Raw genomic sequence first — 22,351 nt, forward strand, 5'->3', positions numbered from 1 at the left:
TGCCACCTATGCTAAGTAGCTCAACATCATACACGGCGAGGGAAGACATATGGCAAAGGAGCGCTCAGAACGCTCGCTTCAAGGGGGCGTTTGGCTAACGCTATTGGCTTGGCTTAGTGTCATTGCATTGATAGCATCAGCCCTGTTAATGGCTGGCGCTGGCCCCGCCTATCGTTGGGAGTTAATTGGCCTGGGCGACGCCTTCAACCTAATGCGCAATGGTGTCTATGCCGCAATCGCTGCCGTGGCAATAAGCGTCCTACTGTTGCTGGTTAGCGCGTTTACGCGCCGTTTTGGCACTGGCGTAGTGGCAATCATCGTGCTTGCCGCCACCGCCGCCTTGTTATATATGCCTTGGCAGCAGTGGCAACTTGCTCAACAAGTACCGGCGATTCATGACATCACTACTGACATGCAGAGCCCACCTACCTTTGTCGCGCTTAGAGACGCCCGTGAAGCCGCCCCCAACGCGGTTGATTATCCTGGCGAGAGCACGGCGCGCCAGCAACAGAATGCTTACCCTAATGTGCAGCCTTTACAAGTAGCCGCTCCCAAAGCGACCGTTCTTGCGGCGGCTCAAGCAGAAGTAGAAGCGTCAGGCTGGCAGATCGCAGCGATAACGGAGAACACCATTGAGGCTACCGCCACAACCCGTTGGTTTGGGTTTGAAGATGATGTCATCATTCGACTGACCGAGCTACAAAACGGCGTGCAGGTAGACATGCGTTCGGCGTCTCGCTTGGGAACCAGCGATGTAGGTACCAATGCACAGCGTATTAAGACATTTCTCAATGGCCTGCGTGAGCGATTGGAGTAACTGTATTACCTATAAAATACCGTCAGTGGACCTGCTTTGGTCGCGTGGCGGTTTCTTTTCGCAAAATCTGCTGCGCATCTAATGAGCCAATTGCCACTTTCGTGCTTCGTGGTATATCACCGCTAAGCTGGAGCGCTTGGTAGCGTAGCGCGCAGACACGCAAAAATGAGGTGAAATTACCAAGATCGTGACCAGCGTCGATCGACTCATGATAGAGCCGCGTGATCAATTGGGCTGTATTCATTCCGTCACGCTGCGCCATCTCTTCTAGCAAGTGCCAAAAGTAGTTTTCCATCCGCACGCTGGTCACCATGCCATCGATACGCAACGAGTGTGTGGCACTTCGCCATAGCTCAGGATCTGCATCAATAAACAGTTTGCACATCATTATGCTCTCTTTACTATCGAGTAAATGGCCTGCTCTTCAGCATAGCGGCTAACAGAAAACGCGCCCAGCCGTGAGGTGATCTGGTATCGCTGGGCGCGACAGGGTTAGCCTGTCAGTGCCTACTTATCTAACAGCGCCATAAACTGAGCCAACCATGAAGGGTGTGCAGGCCAAGCAGGCGCGGTTACCAAGTTGCCATCCGTTACTGCTTCGGTGACCTCCAGATTTGCGAAGTGGCCACCGGCAAGCTCCACTTCTGGCTGACAAGCAGGATAAGCTGAGCACTGCTTGCCTTCTAGCACCTTCGCAGCTGCCAGCAGCTGCGCGCCATGACAGATGGCAGCGACCGGTTTCTGGGTGTCAAAGAAGTGCTTCACCATCGCCAGCACGTCTTGGTTTAGGCGCAAGTATTCCGGTGCGCGGCCACCTGGGATCACTAAGGCGTCATAGTCAGCAGGATTCGTATTGGCAAAATCGGCGTTTAGCGCAAAGCGATGCCCAGGTTTTTCAGTGTACGTTTGGTCACCTTCAAAGTCGTGAATCGCCGTGGCCACCGTATCGCCAGACGCCTTATCAGGGCATACCGCATCAACATGGTGCCCAACCGCCATGAGTGCCTGGAAAGGCACCATGGTTTCGTAATCTTCGGTAAAGTCACCGGTAATCATTAAAATACGTTTGCTGCTCATCTCAGTTCTCCTTGTCGTTATTCGTAGAGGTGCAGAGCACGCGCTTAGCGTGTTAGATGAGAGTAGCAAGCGCTGTTACGCAGCGGGTAGTAAACCGCTACTACATGTACATGTGAAAAGCGGCAATACTCGTCTGTCTGAGGTGAATGCCATCAACCAAACCGGTGGCAGCGCTGCTTATGCAGACCTTGAGGCACGCCAACGCGATAGAGTCACTGTCAGTCAGGTGGCAGGTCATACGCCTAAAGTCGGTTCCTCTGGGCTAAGTGTGCTAGCCTTACGAGCCACATGCGACATAGAGGAACTGAATGCTCACTATCTCAAGTAACGTGACGATAGCGGACTGGGAGATCGATATCACTCAGATTAGAGCTCAAGGCTCGGGTGGCCAGAACGTCAATAAAGTTTCCTCTGCGGTCCATTTACGTTTTGACATTCAAAGCTCTACGCTACCGCCAATTTACAAAGAGCGATTAATGGCGCTGTCTGATCAGCGTATTAGTAAAGAGGGCGTGGTGATTATCAAAGCCCAGAGTTATCGCACTCTGGAATTGAATAAAGAAGATGCGCTAGCGCGTTTAAAAGTATTGATTCAAAGTGCAGGCAAGCAGCAGAAGGTACGTCGGCCTACTAAGCCCACCAAAGGCTCTCAGCGCCGTCGTGTAGACCACAAAACCCGTAAAGGAAAAACGAAGTCGCTGCGTGGTAAAGTGCCAATCTCATAAAGTGTGCACCGATTAATTTCCACCGAGTGTCGTTTTTTCACCATTGCATTGAGTTCGTCACCATGGCCAACGTCTCATCCCGCCCGCTGTCGCCCTGCATTCAGATATGCAATATTGAACCGGCCTCTTCATTGTGCCAAGGCTGTGGTCGGACGCTAGATGAAATTGCCTGCTGGGGCAGTATGACCGAGGCCGAGAAGGCCCCGGTATGGAAGAGAATTGAGCAAGAAGGCTATGTCGTCACATTACGCCAGGAGATGCGTTAGACTTCGCCAGTATGCCGGTCGCTCAGAATATGCTGTAGCTCGCCACACGCCACAATCGGGTCATCGCAGTTAATCACGATCTTTGATTCTGCCAGCACATAGCTACGGCCAGTCGTGGTGTTATGCACCACTTGATACGCGCCTTCTTGGTGTGTGCCGGTGAAAGTGCCGATAAACCCTGTTTCACGCAGTGACACTGTTTCTAATTTATCACCTAGCTTCAACCGACCTTCGTAGTTCATCAGCGCCAACCGCGCGGAGGTACCCGTGCCAGTAGTGCTTCGACAAATAACGCCTGGATGTACATAGGTTGTTGAACGCGAGCGAATATAGCCTTCTGCCACTTTCTCTTCCGGCCCCATAAAGTGCAAAAATGGCAATGGCCCCACATCCCCTAGGGTATAGTGGGAAAAACCGCGCTGCGCCTGTATCGCCTCAACAATTTTATAAGCACAGGCGGCCAACGCTTGCTCTTCCTCACGAACTAATCGAAAGCCCAGTTCTTCAGCTTCTACCAACGCGTAAAAGCCGCCGCTGTAGGCAACAGAGTAAGTGACTGTGCCAATTTCAGGTACTTGGATAGTGTCGCGATAGGTATCGATATAGCTTGGCAGGCCTTCACAGGTAACTGACTCCACTACTCCATTGCGAACCTGTGCCTCAATTTGCACCAAACCTGCGGGCGCCTCCAATTTAAAGCGCTGAACCCCTTCCTGCTTGGGGACAAGCCCGCTTTCCAACACGGCGGTGGCCGTACATAACGTATTAGAGCCGGAGTAAATCGGATATCCCATCACTTCCATAATGATGTAGCCCGCTACAGCGTCCGGATGTGTTGCGGGCACCAGTAGGTCTACTGACATCTCCGGAATACCATATGGCTCCTCCAACAGCAGCCGCCGTAGGCCATCGGCATGATCACGCAGATACTCCATTTGCTGGCGCACCGTGGCACCAGGCAGTACGTCGATACCGCCCGTCACTATACGACTAACATCGCCACCCGCATGGGTATCCATCAACTGGATTGTATGCAGTTCCTTCATAAGTGCTACTCCTAGGCAGAGGTAAGGGCAAACGGTTCGCCATGTGTTCCCCACTGCGCATCGGGAACAATAACGATTTTGCCCAAGTAGTTACTGCCACGGTTCACAAAGTAGCGCTCAGCATTGTGCAGGTCGGAAAGCTTAAAGGCCGCGTGCAGCACCGGCTTTAATGCTCCGCTGCGAATCCATTCAATCAGTTGCTGAGCTTCTTCACGGGTGCCGTGGGAAACACCAAAAATTTGTACTTGGTAGAGGTAGATCCGAGTCCACATCATCTCGCTGAGATTGCCGCCGCTTGCACCTGCAATGGAAAGCCGCGGATAACTGCTACGCCCCTGCATATCGACAATCATGGTGTCGATAAACAGGTCTGTCATCTGACCACCGACCAAGTCCATTACTGCATCTATCGGTTTACCGTTGGTTTCGGCCATTACACGCTCAACAAACGTCGATAAGTCACCGCGGTCGATGACCGCTTCAGCACCCAACGTAAGAAGCGCATCGGCCTTATCCAATTGGCTAACGGCATAAGGAATAGCACCCACAATCCGACACAGTTGAATCAAGGCCGTGCCTACGCCACCACTGGCGCCTGTGACCAGCACACGTTCGCCAGCACTTACGTTGGCGGAGGTCATCATGTGATAAGCCGTTTGATAAGAACACATGCCCATCGCGGCGAGCTCTGCATCTTGCAGCTCAGGGTTGGGAACATGGTGAAACTGATCAGCAGGCACCACCACATAGTCGGCGTAACCGCCATCTGCTCCATGGCCGTAGTAATCTGGCGTCAAATTGATATCGCGACGCTCATCCGCATAGATATTAAAATCGAGCAGTCCTCGCTCACCAATGCGAGAGGTCTCCACCCCATCGCCGACAGCTACCACGCGTCCCACGATATCGGCGCCTTGAATGCGAGGAAACGTCAATGTGGGCGAGCCTCCCATCGCAAACGATGTGACCTCCTCTTTCCCTTTAGTAGGGTAAAGCCCTTCACGCGCTTTTCGATCAGTATTGTTTTTAGCCGTTGCCGTTACTTGCACCAGCACCTGCCCCAGCCCAGGCTTAGGGGTTAGGACATCCTGCCGATATTGTAATTTTTCTACACCACCATGACCTGTTAATAGCATGGCTGACATTGTCTTCGGCACTTGAGAGGCAGTTCCAACCATAGCTCGGCTCCTATGAAAAACGCTGGATGAACCTGCCTGACAATAACAAACTTCCAGTGCCATGGAAGAGCTAAAAAATATAACGCTATCAACGGCTACCAACTGTCGATGACATTAATATTTATTAACAATCTCAACCAAATGCAGGCACTCCAATAACGACCGTGTGTAAATAAAGTGCGAAAATCACATAAGCCACAAGGCCAATTCCTACCGTTGCTAACGTTGCCGGAACAGACGTGGCGGTAGTGGCTGGCGGGGTGTTGCGGTCACGTTTTTTAGCTGCTTTAAAGGCCAGAATTGCCCACACTAAAAACGCCGTGAAAAAGATAATATCGCCCAGCCTTCCATTAGCCAGCAGATGTGAAAATGCCCAAATTTTGACGGCCAGCATCATCGGATGACCAAGCTTTGCTTTAATAGCATTGCGAGGCATGTAAGCCGCCACCAACATAATAAACGCAGGTATCATAAGGAGCGCTACCGCATGGCGTAATCCCATTGGCGGAAACCAGACGTATATCGGGTTTAAACGCATCTGGCCGAAGCCATAAATTGCGATCGCCAGGCCAATCACCGATACTGCGGAATACGCCAGCTTCCAGGTATTTTCACCATATTTCGCTATTTGCTGCTGACGCCAGTTCTCAGCAAAAATTCTTACAGAGTGGCTACCAAGAAAAATCAGCAGGCCAATGATCATAATGGTCATAAAGGTGGCTCCCAGGTTGTTTGCAAGTCGTTGGTCGCCTGCGAGGATGCCACAGTCACGCTTAAACCACATGCACGTGAGGCAACTTTTGCCAGTATTCACTGCTCACTGACCTCGTTCACCCCTAATCGTTTATCACTAAGGAAAGGTATGCTTCACTTCCCTTCAGCCTATCATCGTCGTCTCACCTGGACGTATTTTGGGCTGTTTGTTGCCATTGGCATGACTGGGGGCCTTCTGGGTCCGGCACTTCCTCACTTAGCCCAGGCTAGCGGTTCCTCAATGAGCCAAATTGCCATTCTTTTTACCGCACGTGCCGTGGGAAATATGAGCGGCGCCTTCGTGACAGGGCTTTTAATGGACCGTTTCAATGGCCATTACGTATTAATAGGGATGGGGATATTGGCGGCGCTAGGCTTAGCTATTGCGCCGCTAAGCCCGCTGTTGCTGCTGCTTATTGGCGTCTTTATGTTACTTGGATTTGCTGAAGTCTCGCTTAATGCAGGTGGTAATACGCTGCTGCTTTGGTTACACCGTGACGCGGCGGGCCCTAACGTGAGTGCCCTGCACTTTTGCTTTAGCTTGGGTAACATGCTGACACCGCTGCTATTAGTAGCCGTGCTATCACTTACAGGGCAGTTCCACTGGACGTTTTGGCTGGTTGGCCTAGCTGTTGTGAGCATGCTGTGGCCACTCTCTCGCTTCTCCAGCCCAACGGAACCTACCGCCACCACGAATACCGACCAACAACAAAACCAAAAATACCAAGACCCACTGCTACTCGGGCTATTTATGCTGCTCTTCTCACTTTATGTGGGTATCGAAATCACGTTCGCAGGCTGGGTAGCCGCTTACGGTGTACTTACTGGGATACCGCTCAGCCAGGCGGCGTTACTGGTCACACTCTTTTGGCTGGCGTTATCGGCAGGTCGCCTGCTGGCCATTCCACTACTACGTCGCTATACCCCTTGGCATATTTTATGTAGCTGCTTATCGGTTGGGCTTATTACTGCGATAGGGCTTTCTTTCAGCTGGTTACCGTTAAGCCTGGGAGCACTGCTATTTGGCTTAGCGGCCTCAGCAATTTTCCCCACGCTTTATGCATTAGGCAATCAAACCATGCGCATGCGCGGGCGAACGACAGGGGCTATTTTTATCGCGGCTGGCAGCGGTGCACTCATTGTGCCATCACTAACCGGCCTGCTGCTTGATGCCTTTGGCGAACAGGCCTTTCCCCTTCTATTAGTAAGTTTATGGCTACTCATCGGTACTGGATTGGCACTACTCGCCCTAAGGCTACGCCGTTTATCAGCCACTGTTACTGCCTGACACTCCGAGCACCAAGCAGGTACGCCAGCGTCACACTGACGACAATAGACGCCAGCAACGCCCCTAGAAAAGGCCCTAGAGTAGGTATACTGCCAGGAAACGAAGCTGCCACAATGCCTGCGCTGATACTGCCCTGGCTTATCCAACCGGGCAGTATTGCCCCCACTAACCCCGCCATACCGCCACCAATCGCCGCAACTGGCGTCATACGTTTCCATAGGCCAAGCAGCACAGGTACCACAATGGCAGCGCAAAGAAGGTCTGCAATCAAGAAAAGTCGCAGTACCGATAACCCTTGTAAGGCAATAAGCACCACCGGCACCATCATGGCCACCGTTATCCAGCGCGCGGTCGTTAGCGAGTCACTGTGGCTTTTTTCTCCACGTCCGATCCAAAGCGACGCGATACCATTTTGCAGCGTATCAACACTCGAAGTCACCAGCGTTACAGCCAGCACTAATGCAGGCAATGCTACCCACATAGGCGCATCAGTTAACAGGGCAAAAAAGGGCATTGGCGGCTCTCCCAACGACACACCGCTCATGGCAGCCATAATGCCGACACCGCCAATCACCATCACGACAAGTACCGTCATTCCGCCGCCTAACCAAGCACCTCGACCTAAGCTTTGATCATCCTGGGCAGCCCATACACGCTGCCAATAACCTTGGTGAAACAGATTGGCGGCAGTCACTGCGATCACTAGTGTCAGGGCAACACTGAGCGCGCTCCCGATAGGAACTGAGGGCATTACTGCGTCATTTGGCATGGTTGGTAGCCGCCATATGGCTACGCTACCGACGGCTAATAACAGGGCTAGCAAGAGCCATGCCTGCCAGCGATCAGTGGCAAGACTTGCTCGTAATCCACCAATCACCGTATACACCAAGGTAGTGAGCGCAACGCCAATAATCACTAATGCGGGCGGCACATCTGAAAGCAGCGCTGTAATAGCGCCAATTGCCGTTAGCTCAGCCGCTAAAAAACACCCCATGTAGGCAACGGAAACCAGAGATACCCAGCGTCGAACCCCCTTGCCGTAACAGGCATCGGCAAATTCAGCAATGCTTCTGCCCTCTGGCAACGCACGGCGAATTTTGGGGCCATACAGCCCCAGCACAATAAACGGCAGAGCCGAGCCTATTGCATATCCTGCAAGCGCTAATGGGCCAACAAAGGCACCAATTTCAGGCGGCGCAAACAGAATCCATGCCCCCATGCCTGAGGCTAAAAACGAGAACCCAAGCGTTGACGCTGTTTGAGAGTTTCGTGCCGTGACATAGTCATCAAGCGACCCTTGTACATAGCGTGCCCGCAGGCCTAAAAAAGCAAAGCAGCAAAGCGCCGCACCAAGTACGGCTGACGTTAGGTAAGGCATGTCGCGCTTCCTCCGCCGGTATGAACCGGATCAGGTTCCAGGGTCTGCGCAGTGCGCATTCTCAGCCCATTATGGTGAGGGCTCCCCTGGCGACAGTGAATGGAGCCGCTATCCTCGGTGAAAGCGGCTCGTTAGTAAAGGCGGGACGTTAGTAAAATTTGTCAGTGAGTAACACCTAGGTGTGCGTCTTTTGCATGCTAACGCGGTAGGCGTCCCATCACATAAAACTCCTCGTTAGGGGGAGTACCCGCCATGGTAACTAACCGGTTCGACATGCCGAAAAAGGCCGCAATTGCACCGATGTCCCAGCAATCTTCAAGCGTGAACCCCACCTGCTCTAACCTGGCCTGCCATGCGCAAGTTAACTCACCGACTTCAATACCACAATGCATTGCAAAATCGAGCATCACACGATGGCGCTCACTCAGCCCCGCTGTCACATGATTAATAGCAACGTTGTCAGCCACCAACGGATCTTTGCTATAAATTCTCAACAAAGCTCCGTGGGCGACCACACAATAAAGGCAACGATTGCGCGCACTCGTTGTCACCACAATCATCTCTTTCTCAGCTTTAGTCAGCGTGTCGGATTCTCGCTCCATTAGGGCATCGTGGTAGGTGAAAAAAGCACGAAACTCTTCGGGACGATGAGCCAGCATTAAGAACACATTAGGCACAAACCCAGCTTTTTCTTGAACGTTCAGTATCGCATCGTGGATATCGTCAGGCAGTTCATCAAGCGTTTCTGGCACATGGAAGCGGCTAAGTGGGTTGGTCATCGTTATACCTCTTTTTCTGGTTTTAGGTTTTAATTTTTGTTTGGTTCAACATGCGCGTTGCTGGGTATTGCGAATCCGTAACAAAATACTAAACAAAGTGACTTTCAATCACCGCTAACGCTGTCCATACTCTAAGCTATTCAATAACATATAAGCCGCGCAATGAACGCGTTAAACGGCAACTCAAAGGGACAACAAATGCATTACTCCGAAGCCAAAGAGCATACGCCTGGGCGCCTGCATACGCTGTTTGCTGACCCCTACAGTGCGTTCAAGAACGACACCGATGAGCGACAGCTACATATTCGGATAATGTTGCACGCCCTTTTGGCACAGCCGTTGCAACAGTCGCAAGTGACTCTTCGAGTAATTCATGGATGGGAAAACGGGAGTTTCGAGCCACACGATTTAAAGCACATTGACTACCCTTTGACCTCATTGGATGAGTTACACCGGATAACCAACGAATTCTCCCTGGCTTCTCAGCAACGCCTGCCTCTACCGGCCCATGACGTCTCGCTTCTTGAGGCACCGTTAGCTAATATTCTTGCCCACTCCAAGACTGAAGACAGCGCCGTTAATGAAGCAACGCGCAATACGCCTGCTCGCTGGCCTACGCTGCCAGGCGGCTTAGCGCTTTACACGCTTTTCAAGATGTATCATCGTCTGGTTTACGGCGAAGACGATAACTATCGCTGCTCTCAGTGCGAAACACCCAATGGCCTATGCGAACTTCACGAATTCCATATCGAAGAAGGTGAGTTTGCGCTGTTGACTCCCCAACCTCAGTCGGAAACAGTGCCAACGATTTTGGTGCTACATGCCAGCCAGCTAGGCCCTATCGAGCAGCTTTTAAAAAAAAGCCTGCCTTTATTCTCACATAGCTAATGCTTTCAGACAGTTGATCCGTGATGTATCAAAAAAGCCCCGCAAACAGCAGGGCTTTGTACTCTCCCCCATAGCTGGGGGCATGGTTAGCTCAACGAAATGGTGCTATTGATACCGCTGGATACATTTTCTGGCTCAAACCAGCGGGCGGTGACCGTTTTGGTTTGCGTCCAGAACGTAATCGCCTGTTTGCCGTTCGGCCCCAGGTCGCCAAGCTTGGAAGCTCGCGACCCCGTAAAACTAAAGTAAGCGACGGGCACAGGAATCGGCACGTTGATACCAATCTGACCAACATCGATATCCGTTTCAAAGCGCCGTGCTACCCAGCCTGAATTGGTAAATATCGACGTACCGTTGCCGTTAGGGTTAGCGTTGATAAACTCGATCGCCTCATCCAACGTTTCCACATTGACCACGCACAGCACCGGGCCAAAAATTTCTTCTCGGTACACCGTCATTTCTGCGGTAACGTCGGCAAACAGCGTTGGACCGACAAAGTTACCGTTTGGATAGCCATCTACCGTACAGCCACGGCCATCCACCAGCAGTTTAGCGCCCTCTTTTTCACCCGCCGTAATCAAGCGCTCAACGCGCTCTTTGGCCTGGGGAGAGACAAGCGGCCCTAGGTCTGCATCGCGCTGAGTGCCTGGACCCACTTTCATGCTACGCGCGCCTTCTTCAATATCTTTCAGCCACTCACGGGCTTCGCCTACTAGCACGACAACCGAGTTAGCCATGCAGCGCTGACCGGCGGCACCAAACGCTGAGCCAAGTAGGCTATCAATCGCCTGGCTGCGGTTGGCATCCGGCATAACAACGCAGTGGTTTTTAGCTCCCATCATCGACTGCATACGCTTGCCTGCAGCAGCGGCGCGGTTGTAAAGCAAGGACCCAACATGGGTCGAACCGATAAACGAGAGTGCCTTGATATCCTGGTGGTCGGCGATCTGGTTGGCAACATCGGGGCCGCCATGAACTACGTTCAGAACGCCTGCTGGTATGCCTGCCTCATGGGCAAGTTCAACCAGGCGCATCGTGGAGCTGGGATCTTGCTCAGACGGTTTCAGTACAAAGGTATTTCCCGTTGCAATGGCTAGCGGGAACATAAAACAGGGCAGCATAATCGGGAAGTTGAAGGCGGTAATGCCCGCGCCAACGCCCAACGGCTGGTGCATGGTATAAACATCGATTTCATTAGCGGCATTTTCAGCCAGCTCACCCAACTGCAACGATGTAATAGAACAAGCGTGCTCAACGACTTCTAAACCGCGCCCCACTTCACCTTCAGCATCAGGCAGAGTTTTACCGTGCTCTTCCGTAATCAATGCGGCTAATTCAGCGGTATTTTCGCGTATCAGCGCCTGAAGCTTGAGCATGATGCGCATGCGCTTGCCAAGCGGCACTTTGCGCCACTCTTTAAAGGCTGTTTTGGCGCTGGCTACCGCACGTTCCACTTCTTCAGCGGTACAAAATGGCACTCGGGCAACCACTTCTTGGGTGGCAGGGTTTACTACATCTCGCCAATCCTGGCTTTGCGACATGACTGGCTGGCCATCGATATACATGGGGATTTCACGAACGGACATGACTACCTTCCTCATCGTTGTGTTTGTTATGAGACGCAAATATGAACCCCAGGGTATATCAGCAAGTTGACGTAAACGTCAACATGTCGATTAATAAAGATTAACACCACGGACACGACTGAGCTCACTCAGAGCTGAGTCAAGGCGGAACAATGATAATGACAACAACTCGGGCAAAGGAGTGGCAACAATAGAAAGGGCACATAGGAGAGGTGGTTGCTGCCGCTGCAACACCACATGGCGCAGCGACAGCGGCTAAAACAGTTCTAATGGTTGAGTATGACTCATCCCCAAACGTAATAATTAATCGTTATCGCTCTCTCCTGCGTGGTTTTGCGACTGGATCTGCCCCCGAGGGAGCCCGTCACTATTAACAAAGTAGGTTGCGCTTAAGGTGTCGTGAATTGCAGCAAAGCCAATCTGCAGCTCATCCACAAAGGCGTGCAGCTTGCTTGGTGAATGGGCTAGTGCCTGAATGTCGGCGTCCACCACATCTGCTCGTACAAGCGATACCGTTGCTGCCACGCGATCTTGCCTGGGTAACAGCTGAAGCTCGTGCCCCACCATTTCCAAACTGCAAGCGATAGAGCGTGGAAGGTTAGGATCTTGCAGTAAAAAACGCAGTACATCGGGCCCGCGCACCCGCAAACGGACTTGCTGGCGATACATCTGATAGGCGGTGAGCGACTTCAACACACTCATCCATTGCAGATTTTCAAATGGCAGCAGTTCTTCGGGATTTTGCGGCAGCAGGCTAGCTGAACGAACATCAACAATGCGGGTGGTCATGTCCGCACGCTCTAAGTGGCGTCCCAGTTTAATAAAGGTTCGAGCAGGGCCGTAACTGAGTGTCCCTTCGATTAAACCTGTTAATGTTTGGCAGCCACGAATCACGCTTTTCAAAAAGGCATCTCTCCGCCGTGGGCTAACGCCATTTTCCGCATGCTCTGCAACACTAAGATAGAGTTGATTGACCTCTTCCCAGATCTCCCTCGGCACGACATCGCGGGTAGTACGCAGGTTTTCTCGGGCGCTCGCTAAGGCAGCCAAAATAGAACTACCATTTTGCGAGTCGGCACACAAAAAGTGCACCACGCTACGTTCATCAAAGCTTGAATGGCGCTCATTAAATGCTTCCAACGTGCCGGTCATTTCAATCAGCGGCGCCCAGCCCAGGGGTAAATGGCGCGGCAAATCCAGCATTAGGTGGCTATTGACGCTCAGTAGCCGAGCAGTGTCTTCGGCCCGTTCGATGTAACGCGCCATCCAGTAGAGGTTTTCAGCTACGCGTGACAGCATGGCGCTAGACTCCTTCCTGCTCAGCGGCAGCCGCCGCGTTCTCGTCGGTTTCAACAATCCAGGTATCTTTACTGCCGCCACCTTGGGAAGAGTTCACCACCAGAGAGCCTTCCACCAGAGCAACCCGAGTTAAACCACCGGTGGTCACATGGGTTTCTGGGCCGGAAAGAATAAACGGGCGAAGGTCTACGTGGCGCGGCTGCGGCAAGCCATTCGCCAGCGTGGGAGTGGTGGAAAGTGCCAGGGTAGGCTGAGCCATATAGTTACGCGGGTTGGCTTTAATCAACCGAGCAAATTCATCGCGGGTCTCTTTAGTGGAGCGTGGGCCGATCAACATGCCATAACCGCCAGACTCATTCGCTGGTTTCACAACCAGTTCATCCAGGTGCTCCAGCACATAGTTGCGATCATCTTCAAACATGCATAAATAGCTAGGCACGTTTGGCAGCAATGGTTCTTGGTCGAGATAGTAGCGAATGATCTCAGGTACAAAGGCATAAACGACTTTATCGTCGGCGACTCCTGCTCCTGGTGCATTGGCAAGTGCCACTTTTCCCGCCCGCCAGGCGCGCATTAACCCCGCTACCCCAAGCATTGAGTCTGGATTAAACGCCTCAGGATCAAGAAACTCATCGTCTACACGACGATAAATCACATCAACGCGACGCAGCCCTTCAACCGTGCGCATATACACTACGTCGTCATCATCGACCAGCAAGTCGCTACCCTGCACTAGCTCTACACCCATTTGCTGAGCGAGGTAGGCGTGTTCAAAGTAGGCAGAGTTATAGATACCTGGTGTTAGCACCACCACCTGGGGGTCATCGCCGGGGCGTGGCGACATCGACGCTAACATGTCGTATAGCTGGGCAACGTAATCATCCACGGGAAGAATTTTGCCAGACGCAAATAACTCAGGCAGCACGCGCTTGGTTACGTTGCGATTTTCAAGCATATACGACACACCCGAGGGGATGCGCAAATTATCTTCCAGCACATAAAGCGTGCCATCACCACCACGCACTAAGTCTGATCCGCAAATATGCGCCCAAATACCATGGGGAGGATTAACACCGACACACTGGGGTCGGAAGTTAGCCGACTGAGCCAACACTTCAGCGGGTAACACTTTGTCTTTAACTACTTTTTGATCATGATAAAGATCATCAATAAAAAGATTAAGCGCCTGCACGCGCTGTTTTAAACCGGCTTCGGTTTTACGCCATTCGTTGGCAGAAATGATGCGTGGAACAATATCAAAGGGCCATGCACGATCAATCATGGCGCCTTCCGAATAAACAGTAAACGTAATCCCCATGGTCCTGATAGCAATTTCGGCAGCTGTTTTACGCTCTGCTAACTCTTCCGCACTAAACCTTGCCAACATATTGCACAGCTCATCAGCCGAGGCACGTGGTTTGCCTGGCGCCGCTAGTAACTCATCGTAATAGTCACGGCACGCATAGTTATTCCAATTCACTTGGCTCATGGGCGCTCTCCTGGCGCATATGGTGGAAGTAGTAACTTCCTCTAACGTAGTGCAGGCCTACCCCCGCGCGAACTACGCAGTTCTTTGCACATATAAGCACGCAAAATACATACCATATTTTTCGCTATTTCAACGCTAAGAGAATTATCTTGACGAGCCCCCAAAGCGACTCTCCTGCTTAATAGTTGCTTTTATTTAACACTTTGGCGTTCAACTTAAAACATCAAATAAAAGCACCAAAATAGCGCGCACAACTAACACCAATGGTGCATTTTATTTTTTTCACACTTCTTAAACGGCTTAGTGAATTTTGCAGCTGAAAAAAAACCTAACTACAACGATACTTCTGTTACTTACCTCTCTTAACCGAGGCTTCTTAAAGGCGGATCGTTTGTTATAGAGAGCCTCTGTTTAATGTGATGGGCGCAGATCAGACAAGGCAAAATCAACGAACAAAAGACCATGCTCGCGTTCAAGTTTACGGGCTGCAAATGAGCATTTCGCGCACGAGGCGATTTTGAACGTAGTATAGTCAAGCGCCATCGTTAATCAGAGGTTTCATAGACTTACCTTAGAGAGTGACTTATGCCCACACGTGTTGCCTTACACCACCGAACGACTTATCGTTTTGATCGGCCAGTAAATTTGTCACCCCACATTGCTCGTCTACGCCCTGCCCCCCAATGTCGGACTCATATTGATGATTACTCACTTGCCGTTTCTGGAGAAGATCACTTTTTAAACTGGCAGCAAGACCCGTTTGGTAACTTTAATGCGCGCATCGTGTTTCCCGAACCACGTAACGAACTGATTATCACGGTCAAGCTCACTGCGTCGATGGCCATGATTAACCCATTTGATTTTTTTCTGGAAGAATTCGCCCAAAGAACCCCTTTCGCCTATCCCGGGGAGCTTAGCAAAGCACTATGGATTTACCTTGAGGCCACCGAGGCGGGCCCTCGGCTAAGCGAGTGGCTTAAAGAGATTCCTAGAGAGCCTATTAACAGCGTTGATTTTTTGGTTGCCCTGAACCAGCGTCTCAACAACGACATCAGCTACTTGTTACGCCTGGAGCCCGGCGTGCAGAGCTGTGAAGAGACATTGACACTGGGCAGGGGTTCCTGTCGTGACAGCGCATGGCTGCTGGTGCAAATCTGTCGCCATTTAGGGCTAGCCGCTCGCTTTGTATCCGGTTATTTGATTCAGCTTGCCGCCGATGAAAAAGGTGTGGATGAAAAAGGCGTGGATGACCCACATAGCAAAGACGTTGACCGCGCTGACCTACACGCCTGGACAGAGGTTTTTTTACCTGGAGCAGGCTGGATAGGCCTGGACCCCACCTCGGGACTGTTGGCTGGCGAAGGGCACATCCCTCTGGCTGCCACCCCCACTACCGACAGTGCTGCCGCCATCACTGGCTCCTCCGAAAAGTGCGACACCGAGTTTAGTGTGGACATGTATATCGAGCGTATCCCGCGAACCCCATAAGTGACCAAGCCCTTTAGCGGCCAACATTGGCAAGCAGTTTTGCTGCAGTTCGGTCAAGCTTATGCTTTCCTATTAACGTGCGCTGCAGGATAATTCGCAGCTTATTCGCTTAGGACGACAAGGATCATGACGGCCCCTGCTTCTCCCCCGCTTCTCAAGCTCGGTACTGCCGAACTTGTTGAGGACTACGTCAACCAGCTTTGCAAGGGACAGCCCAGCATATTCGATGCCATGGTAGATCGTCATGGTCAGTTGCGTCCTGGCTGGGAAAGTCTTCTAGGGGCGCTTGAAGCACGTGGTCCAGAGGGCCGTCTTCAGCAGCATGAAGAGATTCAGCGCCTGCTAGCCGAAAATGGCGTTATCTTTAATATGCACGATGACGCCCGACGCTCCTGGCGACTTGACCCACTCCCCTGGGTCATCGACCACGCCCAGTGGCAAGCCCTGGAGCTAGGGTTAATTCAACGTAGTCGGCTGTTGAACGCGCTTTTTGATGATATCTATGGCGCGCGTAGCTTGTTTGATACGGGCTTATTGCCGACACAAACGTTACTCGCCTCGCCGCACTTATTGCTACCCTGCCATGGTTCGCAACCCAGTGACCGTCCCGCCATTAGTTTTCACGGCGTAGATGTCATCCAAGATGCGAACGGGCAGTGGCGCGTCATTGGGGATCGTTTACAGGCTCCGTCTGGTACAGGGTTCACCCTCGAAAACCGCATCTTAATGGCGCGGGCGCTACCCGATATTTACCGCAATGCCCCCTTAAAGCGGTTGGCTGGCTTTCTCGACAATTATCACCGCACGCTCACCGCGCTTGCCTACCAACACCGTGACAACCCAAACATCGTGCTGCTTACCCCAGGGCCAAGCAGCCCGCGCTATTTTGAGCACGCGTATCTCGCTAACTATCTCAATATCGACCTTGCCGAGGGGCAGGATCTGATTGTCCGAGACACCCAGCTATGGCTACGCACCCTGGGCGGTTTACAGCCAGTGGATGTGGTACTTCGTCACTGCAATGATGCTTTGTGTGACCCGCTTGAACTTCGTGGCGACTCCCAGCTAGGCGTACCTGGCTTACTACAAGCAGCCCGCTCTGGCGGCGTGGCGATGTCAAACGCATTAGGCGTGGGTATCTTGGAGTCGCCCGAGCTTGCCGACTACCTCCCTGCCCTTTGCGAGCATTTGCTGGGTGAAAAGCTGCTTCTGCCAAATGCCGATGCTGCGACACAACCAGCCACTGCCCCTGTATTTGATAATCAGATGCAGCGCTTATCGCCCACCACCATGAATCTGCGCTGTTTTATTACTCGCGCATCAAGTCGTTTGACAACGGCAGGCCAGCAGCTCAGTGACTATCACGTCATGCCGGGCGGCTTAGCCTGGGTAGGCTCGCCAGGCTCACCTTCATTAACTAGCCCCATCGTGAAAGATGTATGGGTCACGGCAGATACGCCCCAGCCCCATGTTAGTCAGCTTCGCCAAGCCCGCGGGCCGGTCGTTGCCACTCGGGACGGCACCGACCTTCCTAGTCGTGTGGCCGAGAGCCTATTTTGGTTAGGCCGCTACGGCGAACGTCTGGATGCACGCGCACGCTTACTTCGTGAAGCGCTAATGCGGTTACTGGAAGTTGACCAAGACGAAATCGCCGACCAGTTACTCGATGAACTGCTGATCGCGCTGAATATCACCACGCTAAACGATGATAGTGACGGCACGAAACCACCGCTCGTCGGTTTCGTGCAGAAGCGTGGTGCGCTGCTCGCACAGTTTGATGACACTGATACCAAGGCCTTGCATGCACTGTTTGACCAACTACTGCGGAACGCCCGTAGTGTGCGCGACCATCTAGGTGATGACTCGTGGCGCGTCATCAACCAGCTTAGCCAGCGCGTCGGCTCCTTTAATTCAAGCCTGGGCGCCAGTGCTGCTCGGCGCGCCTGTGAAGAACTTTCCGCCCAGATAGCCGCCTTTTTTGGCCTGTGCAATGAAACCATGCCCCACCACTATGGCTGGCGGTTTATGGATATCGGGCGCTTTTTGGATCGCGTGTTAGGGCTGCTATCGCTACTCAAACTCACGCTCAACGCGCCACATACACCGGGGCTTGCGCTGTGGGAAGTGGTACTGGCAACCACCGATAACTTTACCGCTTACCGCCGGCGCTACCGTAGCGAGCTGCACCCGGAGGCGATTCTAGATTTACTGCTATTTGACGAAACGAACCCGCGTTCGGTGGGTTACATGCTCAAACGCCTTGAGCGCCAAATGAACCGCTTGCCGGGCAGTGCATCTCCCTACCGTAATGCAGAGCGCCGCCTGCTGATCCAAGCCAACGCAGCGCTGCATCTGGCTGATATTGACCGCCTCAGCCATCTGGCCGAAACTCCCGAAGCGCAAGAAGCGCTAGCACAGTTGCTTGATGAACTGATTAATCCACTAAGCGCCCTTTCTGATGCTATCAGCCATAGTCATTTCAGCCATGTCGAACGGCCGCGCCAATTGGTTAGCATGGAGCTTGGCGCATGAATTACACCCTACGACACACCACGCGTTATCACTACAGCGCGCCCGTCACGCTATGCCATAGCGAAGCACGGGTGCTGCCACGCAAAACGCTCCACCAGGAGTGCGGTGCATCCGAGTTAACCATCAGCCCACTACCGCGGGTACAAGCGGAACGACGCGATGTATTTGGCAACCGTGTGCTCTATTTTGCGATGGAAGACGTCCACCAATCGCTAGACGTGACGGTGGTCACTCAGCTCAATACCCAGCCGCTGGCTCCTCTACCTGCCTTTTCGCCTGCCTGGGAAAGCATCGCAGAACAGCTCCACAGCGATAGCCGCTTTGATATGCAACTATATCGCCTGGATTCGCCGTTTATTCGCCGTAACGCTGAATTAGCTGCCTTTGCTCGCAGCTGCTTCACACCCGGCCGACCGCTTGTTGAGAGCGCGCTGGCCCTCAACCAGCTGATCTACGATACCTTTGAGTACGACCCTAGTTTCACTACGCTCGCTACCCCGTTAAGCGATGTACTGGCTAACCGCCGTGGGGTGTGCCAGGATTTTGCTCACTTAGCGATTGGCGCACTGCGCTCAGTGGGCTTGGCCGCACGCTACGTCAGCGGCTACCTGGAAACCCAGCCACCTCCCGGCCAGCCAAGGTTAGTGGGCGCAGACGCCTCTCATGCTTGGTTAGCCACTTGGATTCCTGACTGGGGCTGGCTGGCGCTCGACCCGACCAATGGCACCATCGCTGGCGAACAGCACCCCGTGCTCGCTTGGGGGCGTGACTATGCGGATGTCGCGCCGCTAAAAGGCGTCATGAACGGCGGTGGCGAACATCAGCTAGAGGTCGAGGTAGATGTGATGCCGACTAGCGCTGGATAAGCCCATTGGTTAACCACGGAAACCAGGCGAGAAGCACTAGCGTCACTAAGGTCGCCAGCAAAAATGGCAGCAGTGCGCGAAAGATTTTGAGTGGCGGCGCGCCGGTCATCGAGGAAGCGATAAACAGCCCTGCCCCCACGGGAGGCGTTAAAAGACCCATTACCAACGTTAAACACACCACCACACCAAACTGATAAGGGCTAATAGCGAATTGGCTCTGGGCAATCGGCATTAAAATCGGCACCACCAAGATCAGCGCTGCAATACCATCAATCACCATCCCTACCAACAGCAGTGCGCCAATCACCAGCAGCAAAAACACGAAGGGGTCACTTGTAAACGCAGCTATCCAGGCGGCGGCCATTTGTGGCAGGCGTTCGTAAACCACCACCCAGCCAAACACACCAGCGGCAGCAATCAGCATAATCACTAGACCCGCATTGATCGCCGTACGCGTCAGCACCTGAGGCAGTTGGGTCAAACGCAAATCACGATATACAAAGCGGCCCATTATTAGCGCCGCCAGCGAGGCCAACGCGGCCGATTCAGTGGGCGTGGCAATGCCCCATAAAATACCACCAATAATGATCACAGGAATGAGCAGCGCAGGCAGCCCCCAAAGCAAGTCATGGAGCGCCTGACGGCGGCTGGGCCACTGACCTTTGGGATATTGTTGCACTAAGCCTACCAGGGCAATCACCACGAAAAAGCTAGCTCCCAGTAGCAACCCGGGCAGCAATCCGGCAATAAACATTTCCGCAATGGGCACCTGAGCCATCACCCCAAACAGCACAAACAGCATGGAAGGCGGAATAATGGGCGACAGAAGCCCTCCAGCAGCGGTAATCGCTGCGCTGTAGGGTTTATCGTAGCCCTCCTGCTCCATCGCTGGCACCATCGCCCGGGACATAATGGCAATTTGTGAGGCCGCCGAACCAATAATCGCCGCCATCATCATGTTGGCGACTAAATTAATATAGGCAAGGCCACCACGAAAACCACCCACTAAAATGCGCGCTAATGCAATTAACCGGCGAGTTAAACCGCCTTCGTTCATTAACTCGCCCGCCAGCATAAACAGCGGAATCGCCAACAACCCATAGCTTTCAATGGCACTAAACAGCTGCTGCGGGTAAGAATCAAACAGCACCGTATTACCCGACACCTGGATATACCACATGGCGGTCAACGCCAGTACTAGCGCAATTGGCACGGCACCAAGCAACAGCAGCAAAAAAACAGCAATCGTCATAAACCCACCATTAACATATAAGCCTTGTCCGGGTTATCGTGGGGAATTGGCGGTGGGTGCTGTGGGAGCTCGCCACTGATTAAGCGACTGCAAAAGGTTCGCCACACCATGCAAACTAAGAGAAAGTGCAAACCACGGGACAATCAGCCACGCCCAGAATTTTTTAACCCCTAGCGTGGAGGTATTCTCAGCATAAATAAAATTAAATGTCTGCCCCTGAAACGCGCGGATATCGAACCCCGCTTGCACAAGTGCAAGGGGTTGATACCAGCGCCAGCATAGCCACACGAGCAGCAAGGCAAATACCAGCACCATCGTATCGACCCACACGCCAATGAGCTGGCGACCTTTGGGAGGCAGAAACTCACTTAACAGTGTCACAGCGATCCCTTGGCGGCGTTTAAGCACTGCCCCCGCAATCAGAAACGTCATCCAAATCATGGCATAAATGGCCAGCTCGCTAATCCAGTAAAGCGGGCTACCCATCGCGCGAAACGCAATGTTGGTGAGAATCAAACAGGTCACCGCCGCTGCCAAAGCAGCGGCGGTGATTTCTTCACAACGGGCCAGCCCCGAAGAGAAACGTTGCAGCATCTTACTCCTCACGCAGCCGATCAGCTTCGGCGCGTAACGTCTCTAACATAGGTGCTTTAGGAGCCCAGATGTTTTCCCACTCAGCAATGGCATCAGAGAAGAACTCAGCATCCGCTTCAACGATATTGATATCCAGCGCGCGAATCTCCTCCTCCTGCGCAGCATCCATCTCTTCGAAGCCTATCAGGACATTTTCAAGGTGCTCAGCCATGGCGGTATCGATCAACTCGCGGTCTTCTTCAGACAACTCACGCCACACCCGCCCAGAGACAACGCCCACCATGGGGAACATCATATGGTTGGATATCAGCAGGTTCTCCGCCTGCTCGTAGAATTTCAAAATCAGAATAGAGTCGAAGTCCATATCAATGGCATCAACCTGACCATTAGCCAGCGCGTCATATACTTCCAATAGCGGCATCGGCGCTGGAGCAGCACCCGTGGTTGTATAGAAATCACGAATCGGCTCAAACGGAGTAATGCGCAGTCGTTGGCCGCGCAGGTCCTCGGCGCGCTCTATAGGGCTGCGGCTAAGCACTTGGCGCATGCCAACCATACCGTAACCAACGCCGATTAAGCCGACTTCTTCCGGCATTAATTCCAGTAGTTCTCCAGCGGCGTCAGAACGCAGCAGCCGAGCAGCGTGGTTAACATCATCGACCAAGTAAGGCGCGTAAAGCGCGCCAAAATCTGGAATACGGTTGGAAATTTCGGCGATCGTCAAGAAAGCCATATCTATCGCGCCGGTTTGCAGCTGCTGCACCATCTGCGCTTCGTTACCAAGCTGCTGAGCTGGAAAAACGCTAACGCTATGTTCGCCACCGGAGCGCTCGTTAAGCGTTTGTGCAAAGGCTTCCGCCTCGGTAGACCACAGATGTTGAGCGGGTGTAATCAAACCTAAACGAAAATCCCGTGCCTGAGCATTCATTGCCGAAACAGCCACAGCGGCCGCCGCACAGGCAAGCGTGAGCGTTTTAATTCGGTTCATACAAAGCCTCTAATATCCAGCGAAAGCGCGCTTGGCGCTTTTCACGTTTTTTTAGTTGATAG

General features: G+C 52.7%; 22 protein-coding genes and 1 riboswitch. Of the genes, 9 read left to right on the forward strand and 13 right to left on the reverse strand.

Annotated elements, in window-relative coordinates; all coding sequences use genetic code 11:
* The first annotated feature begins 49 nt into the window (after nt 1–49).
* Nucleotides 50–817: a DUF1499 domain-containing protein gene (locus HZS79_RS09905; RefSeq protein WP_162218641.1), complete on the forward strand. Its 768-nt coding sequence runs from the start codon at nt 50–52 to the stop codon at nt 815–817.
* Between the two features lie 22 nt (nt 818–839).
* On the opposite strand, the gene HZS79_RS09910 is transcribed toward HZS79_RS09905, so the two are convergent.
* Both HZS79_RS09910 and HZS79_RS09915 read right to left on the reverse strand, forming a co-directional pair.
* The gene (locus tag HZS79_RS09910) at nt 840–1,202 is read right to left on the reverse strand and encodes a ribbon-helix-helix domain-containing protein (RefSeq protein ID WP_162218727.1); all 363 of its coding nucleotides are present in this window, start codon (nt 1,200–1,202) and stop codon (nt 840–842) included.
* A 122-nt stretch (nt 1,203–1,324) separates the two neighbouring features.
* On the reverse strand, nt 1,325–1,894 hold the full coding sequence (locus tag HZS79_RS09915; protein ID WP_179927769.1) for a DJ-1/PfpI family protein: 570 nt from the start codon (nt 1,892–1,894) through the stop codon (nt 1,325–1,327).
* A gap of 49 nt (nt 1,895–1,943) precedes the next feature.
* Here HZS79_RS09915 and HZS79_RS09920 point away from each other — a divergent pair, with 49 nt between their 5' ends.
* From HZS79_RS09920 to HZS79_RS09930, 3 genes are all read left to right on the forward strand, one after another.
* Nucleotides 1,944–2,222, forward strand: a complete 279-nt coding sequence (locus tag HZS79_RS09920; RefSeq protein WP_179927770.1) for a hypothetical protein — start codon at nt 1,944–1,946, stop codon at nt 2,220–2,222.
* On the forward strand, nt 2,203–2,619 hold the full coding sequence (gene arfB / locus HZS79_RS09925; protein WP_179927771.1) for an alternative ribosome rescue aminoacyl-tRNA hydrolase ArfB: 417 nt from the start codon (nt 2,203–2,205) through the stop codon (nt 2,617–2,619). Before HZS79_RS09920 ends, arfB begins: the two co-directional genes overlap by 20 nt.
* A gap of 62 nt (nt 2,620–2,681) precedes the next feature.
* The gene (locus HZS79_RS09930) at nt 2,682–2,885 is read left to right on the forward strand and encodes a DUF1289 domain-containing protein (RefSeq protein ID WP_179927772.1); all 204 of its coding nucleotides are present in this window, start codon (nt 2,682–2,684) and stop codon (nt 2,883–2,885) included.
* Here the strand turns inward: HZS79_RS09930 and HZS79_RS09935 are convergent.
* From HZS79_RS09935 to HZS79_RS09945, 3 genes are all read right to left on the reverse strand, one after another.
* The gene (locus HZS79_RS09935) at nt 2,882–3,931 is read right to left on the reverse strand and encodes a proline racemase family protein (protein ID WP_179927773.1); all 1,050 of its coding nucleotides are present in this window, start codon (nt 3,929–3,931) and stop codon (nt 2,882–2,884) included. The genes HZS79_RS09930 and HZS79_RS09935 overlap by 4 nt on opposite strands.
* A gap of 11 nt (nt 3,932–3,942) precedes the next feature.
* A complete protein-coding gene (locus HZS79_RS09940; RefSeq protein ID WP_179927774.1) occupies nt 3,943–5,109 on the reverse strand; it encodes a zinc-binding dehydrogenase in 1,167 nt (388 codons plus the stop codon).
* A 133-nt stretch (nt 5,110–5,242) separates the two neighbouring features.
* Nucleotides 5,243–5,821 carry an NnrU family protein gene (locus HZS79_RS09945; protein WP_179927775.1) on the reverse strand — a complete coding sequence of 193 codons (579 nt, stop codon included), beginning with the start codon at nt 5,819–5,821 and terminating at the stop codon, nt 5,243–5,245.
* Between the two features lie 150 nt (nt 5,822–5,971).
* On the opposite strand from HZS79_RS09945, the gene HZS79_RS09950 reads away from it, so the two are divergent.
* Entirely contained in the window at nt 5,972–7,150 is a 1,179-nt protein-coding gene (locus HZS79_RS09950; RefSeq protein WP_179927776.1) for an MFS transporter, read from the forward strand.
* Here the strand turns inward: HZS79_RS09950 and HZS79_RS09955 are convergent.
* Both HZS79_RS09955 and HZS79_RS09960 read right to left on the reverse strand, forming a co-directional pair.
* Nucleotides 7,140–8,528: an SLC5/6 family protein gene (locus tag HZS79_RS09955; protein WP_179927777.1), complete on the reverse strand. Its 1,389-nt coding sequence runs from the start codon at nt 8,526–8,528 to the stop codon at nt 7,140–7,142. The genes HZS79_RS09950 and HZS79_RS09955 overlap by 11 nt on opposite strands.
* A riboswitch (TPP riboswitch) is annotated at nt 8,518–8,626 on the reverse strand. It overlaps the preceding gene by 11 nt.
* 99 nt (nt 8,627–8,725) lie before the next feature.
* Nucleotides 8,726–9,307, reverse strand: a complete 582-nt coding sequence (locus HZS79_RS09960) for a peroxidase-related enzyme (RefSeq protein WP_179927778.1) — start codon at nt 9,305–9,307, stop codon at nt 8,726–8,728.
* A gap of 198 nt (nt 9,308–9,505) precedes the next feature.
* Between HZS79_RS09960 and HZS79_RS09965 the strand changes: the two genes are divergently transcribed.
* A complete protein-coding gene (locus tag HZS79_RS09965; protein ID WP_179927779.1) occupies nt 9,506–10,195 on the forward strand; it encodes a hypothetical protein in 690 nt (229 codons plus the stop codon).
* Between the two features lie 86 nt (nt 10,196–10,281).
* On the opposite strand, the gene HZS79_RS09970 is transcribed toward HZS79_RS09965, so the two are convergent.
* From HZS79_RS09970 to HZS79_RS09980, 3 genes are all read right to left on the reverse strand, one after another.
* Nucleotides 10,282–11,781 (reverse strand): CoA-acylating methylmalonate-semialdehyde dehydrogenase, encoded by a 1,500-nt coding sequence (locus HZS79_RS09970; protein WP_179927780.1) that lies wholly within the window; start codon nt 11,779–11,781, stop codon nt 10,282–10,284.
* Between the two features lie 303 nt (nt 11,782–12,084).
* Nucleotides 12,085–13,080, reverse strand: a complete 996-nt coding sequence (locus HZS79_RS09975; protein ID WP_179927781.1) for an alpha-E domain-containing protein — start codon at nt 13,078–13,080, stop codon at nt 12,085–12,087.
* A 4-nt stretch (nt 13,081–13,084) separates the two neighbouring features.
* The gene (locus tag HZS79_RS09980) at nt 13,085–14,569 is read right to left on the reverse strand and encodes a circularly permuted type 2 ATP-grasp protein (RefSeq protein ID WP_179927782.1); all 1,485 of its coding nucleotides are present in this window, start codon (nt 14,567–14,569) and stop codon (nt 13,085–13,087) included.
* A gap of 585 nt (nt 14,570–15,154) precedes the next feature.
* Between HZS79_RS09980 and HZS79_RS09985 the strand changes: the two genes are divergently transcribed.
* The 3 genes from HZS79_RS09985 (at nt 15,155) to HZS79_RS09995 (ending at nt 19,455) form a co-directional block, all read left to right on the forward strand.
* Nucleotides 15,155–16,057 carry a transglutaminase family protein gene (locus tag HZS79_RS09985; protein ID WP_179927783.1) on the forward strand — a complete coding sequence of 301 codons (903 nt, stop codon included), beginning with the start codon at nt 15,155–15,157 and terminating at the stop codon, nt 16,055–16,057.
* A gap of 126 nt (nt 16,058–16,183) precedes the next feature.
* Nucleotides 16,184–18,589, forward strand: coding sequence for a circularly permuted type 2 ATP-grasp protein (locus HZS79_RS09990; protein WP_162218657.1), 2,406 nt, complete (start codon nt 16,184–16,186; stop codon nt 18,587–18,589).
* Nucleotides 18,586–19,455 carry a transglutaminase family protein gene (locus HZS79_RS09995; protein ID WP_162218658.1) on the forward strand — a complete coding sequence of 290 codons (870 nt, stop codon included), beginning with the start codon at nt 18,586–18,588 and terminating at the stop codon, nt 19,453–19,455. Before HZS79_RS09990 ends, HZS79_RS09995 begins: the two co-directional genes overlap by 4 nt.
* Here the strand turns inward: HZS79_RS09995 and HZS79_RS10000 are convergent.
* From HZS79_RS10000 to HZS79_RS10010, 3 genes are read right to left on the reverse strand one after another with little or no spacing between them, the layout of a single operon-like run.
* Nucleotides 19,442–20,707, reverse strand: a complete 1,266-nt coding sequence (locus HZS79_RS10000; RefSeq protein ID WP_179927784.1) for a TRAP transporter large permease — start codon at nt 20,705–20,707, stop codon at nt 19,442–19,444. The two genes, HZS79_RS09995 and HZS79_RS10000, sit on opposite strands and share 14 nt — an antisense overlap.
* 33 nt (nt 20,708–20,740) lie before the next feature.
* Nucleotides 20,741–21,301, reverse strand: coding sequence for a TRAP transporter small permease (locus HZS79_RS10005; protein ID WP_162218660.1), 561 nt, complete (start codon nt 21,299–21,301; stop codon nt 20,741–20,743).
* 1 nt (nt 21,302) lies between these two features.
* A complete protein-coding gene (locus HZS79_RS10010) occupies nt 21,303–22,289 on the reverse strand; it encodes a TRAP transporter substrate-binding protein (RefSeq protein WP_179927785.1) in 987 nt (328 codons plus the stop codon).
* Nucleotides 22,290–22,351 lie beyond the last annotated feature (62 nt).

It is taken from the genome of Vreelandella zhaodongensis (genome assembly GCF_013415115.1).
Taxonomy (GTDB): domain Bacteria; phylum Pseudomonadota; class Gammaproteobacteria; order Pseudomonadales; family Halomonadaceae; genus Vreelandella; species Vreelandella zhaodongensis.

Excerpts from the sequence above, each read along its gene's own strand:
- HZS79_RS09905 (WP_162218641.1), top strand. The coding sequence starts at position 50 with ATGGCAAAGGAGCGCTCAGAACGCTCGCTTCAAGGGGGCGTTTGGCTA.
- HZS79_RS09910 (WP_162218727.1), bottom strand. The coding sequence starts at position 1,202 with ATGTGCAAACTGTTTATTGATGCAGATCCTGAGCTATGGCGAAGTGCC.
- HZS79_RS09915 (WP_179927769.1), bottom strand. The coding sequence starts at position 1,894 with ATGAGCAGCAAACGTATTTTAATGATTACCGGTGACTTTACCGAAGAT.
- arfB (WP_179927771.1), top strand. The coding sequence starts at position 2,203 with ATGCTCACTATCTCAAGTAACGTGACGATAGCGGACTGGGAGATCGAT.
- HZS79_RS09930 (WP_179927772.1), top strand. The coding sequence starts at position 2,682 with ATGGCCAACGTCTCATCCCGCCCGCTGTCGCCCTGCATTCAGATATGC.
- HZS79_RS09935 (WP_179927773.1), bottom strand. The coding sequence starts at position 3,931 with ATGAAGGAACTGCATACAATCCAGTTGATGGATACCCATGCGGGTGGC.
- HZS79_RS09940 (WP_179927774.1), bottom strand. The coding sequence starts at position 5,109 with ATGGTTGGAACTGCCTCTCAAGTGCCGAAGACAATGTCAGCCATGCTA.
- HZS79_RS09945 (WP_179927775.1), bottom strand. The coding sequence starts at position 5,821 with ATGACCATTATGATCATTGGCCTGCTGATTTTTCTTGGTAGCCACTCT.
- HZS79_RS09950 (WP_179927776.1), top strand. The coding sequence starts at position 5,972 with ATGCTTCACTTCCCTTCAGCCTATCATCGTCGTCTCACCTGGACGTAT.
- HZS79_RS09955 (WP_179927777.1), bottom strand. The coding sequence starts at position 8,528 with ATGCCTTACCTAACGTCAGCCGTACTTGGTGCGGCGCTTTGCTGCTTT.
- HZS79_RS09960 (WP_179927778.1), bottom strand. The coding sequence starts at position 9,307 with ATGACCAACCCACTTAGCCGCTTCCATGTGCCAGAAACGCTTGATGAA.
- HZS79_RS09965 (WP_179927779.1), top strand. The coding sequence starts at position 9,506 with ATGCATTACTCCGAAGCCAAAGAGCATACGCCTGGGCGCCTGCATACG.
- HZS79_RS09970 (WP_179927780.1), bottom strand. The coding sequence starts at position 11,781 with ATGTCCGTTCGTGAAATCCCCATGTATATCGATGGCCAGCCAGTCATG.
- HZS79_RS09975 (WP_179927781.1), bottom strand. The coding sequence starts at position 13,080 with ATGCTGTCACGCGTAGCTGAAAACCTCTACTGGATGGCGCGTTACATC.
- HZS79_RS09980 (WP_179927782.1), bottom strand. The coding sequence starts at position 14,569 with ATGAGCCAAGTGAATTGGAATAACTATGCGTGCCGTGACTATTACGAT.
- HZS79_RS09985 (WP_179927783.1), top strand. The coding sequence starts at position 15,155 with ATGCCCACACGTGTTGCCTTACACCACCGAACGACTTATCGTTTTGAT.
- HZS79_RS09990 (WP_162218657.1), top strand. The coding sequence starts at position 16,184 with ATGACGGCCCCTGCTTCTCCCCCGCTTCTCAAGCTCGGTACTGCCGAA.
- HZS79_RS09995 (WP_162218658.1), top strand. The coding sequence starts at position 18,586 with ATGAATTACACCCTACGACACACCACGCGTTATCACTACAGCGCGCCC.
- HZS79_RS10000 (WP_179927784.1), bottom strand. The coding sequence starts at position 20,707 with ATGACGATTGCTGTTTTTTTGCTGCTGTTGCTTGGTGCCGTGCCAATT.
- HZS79_RS10005 (WP_162218660.1), bottom strand. The coding sequence starts at position 21,301 with ATGCTGCAACGTTTCTCTTCGGGGCTGGCCCGTTGTGAAGAAATCACC.
- HZS79_RS10010 (WP_179927785.1), bottom strand. The coding sequence starts at position 22,289 with ATGAACCGAATTAAAACGCTCACGCTTGCCTGTGCGGCGGCCGCTGTG.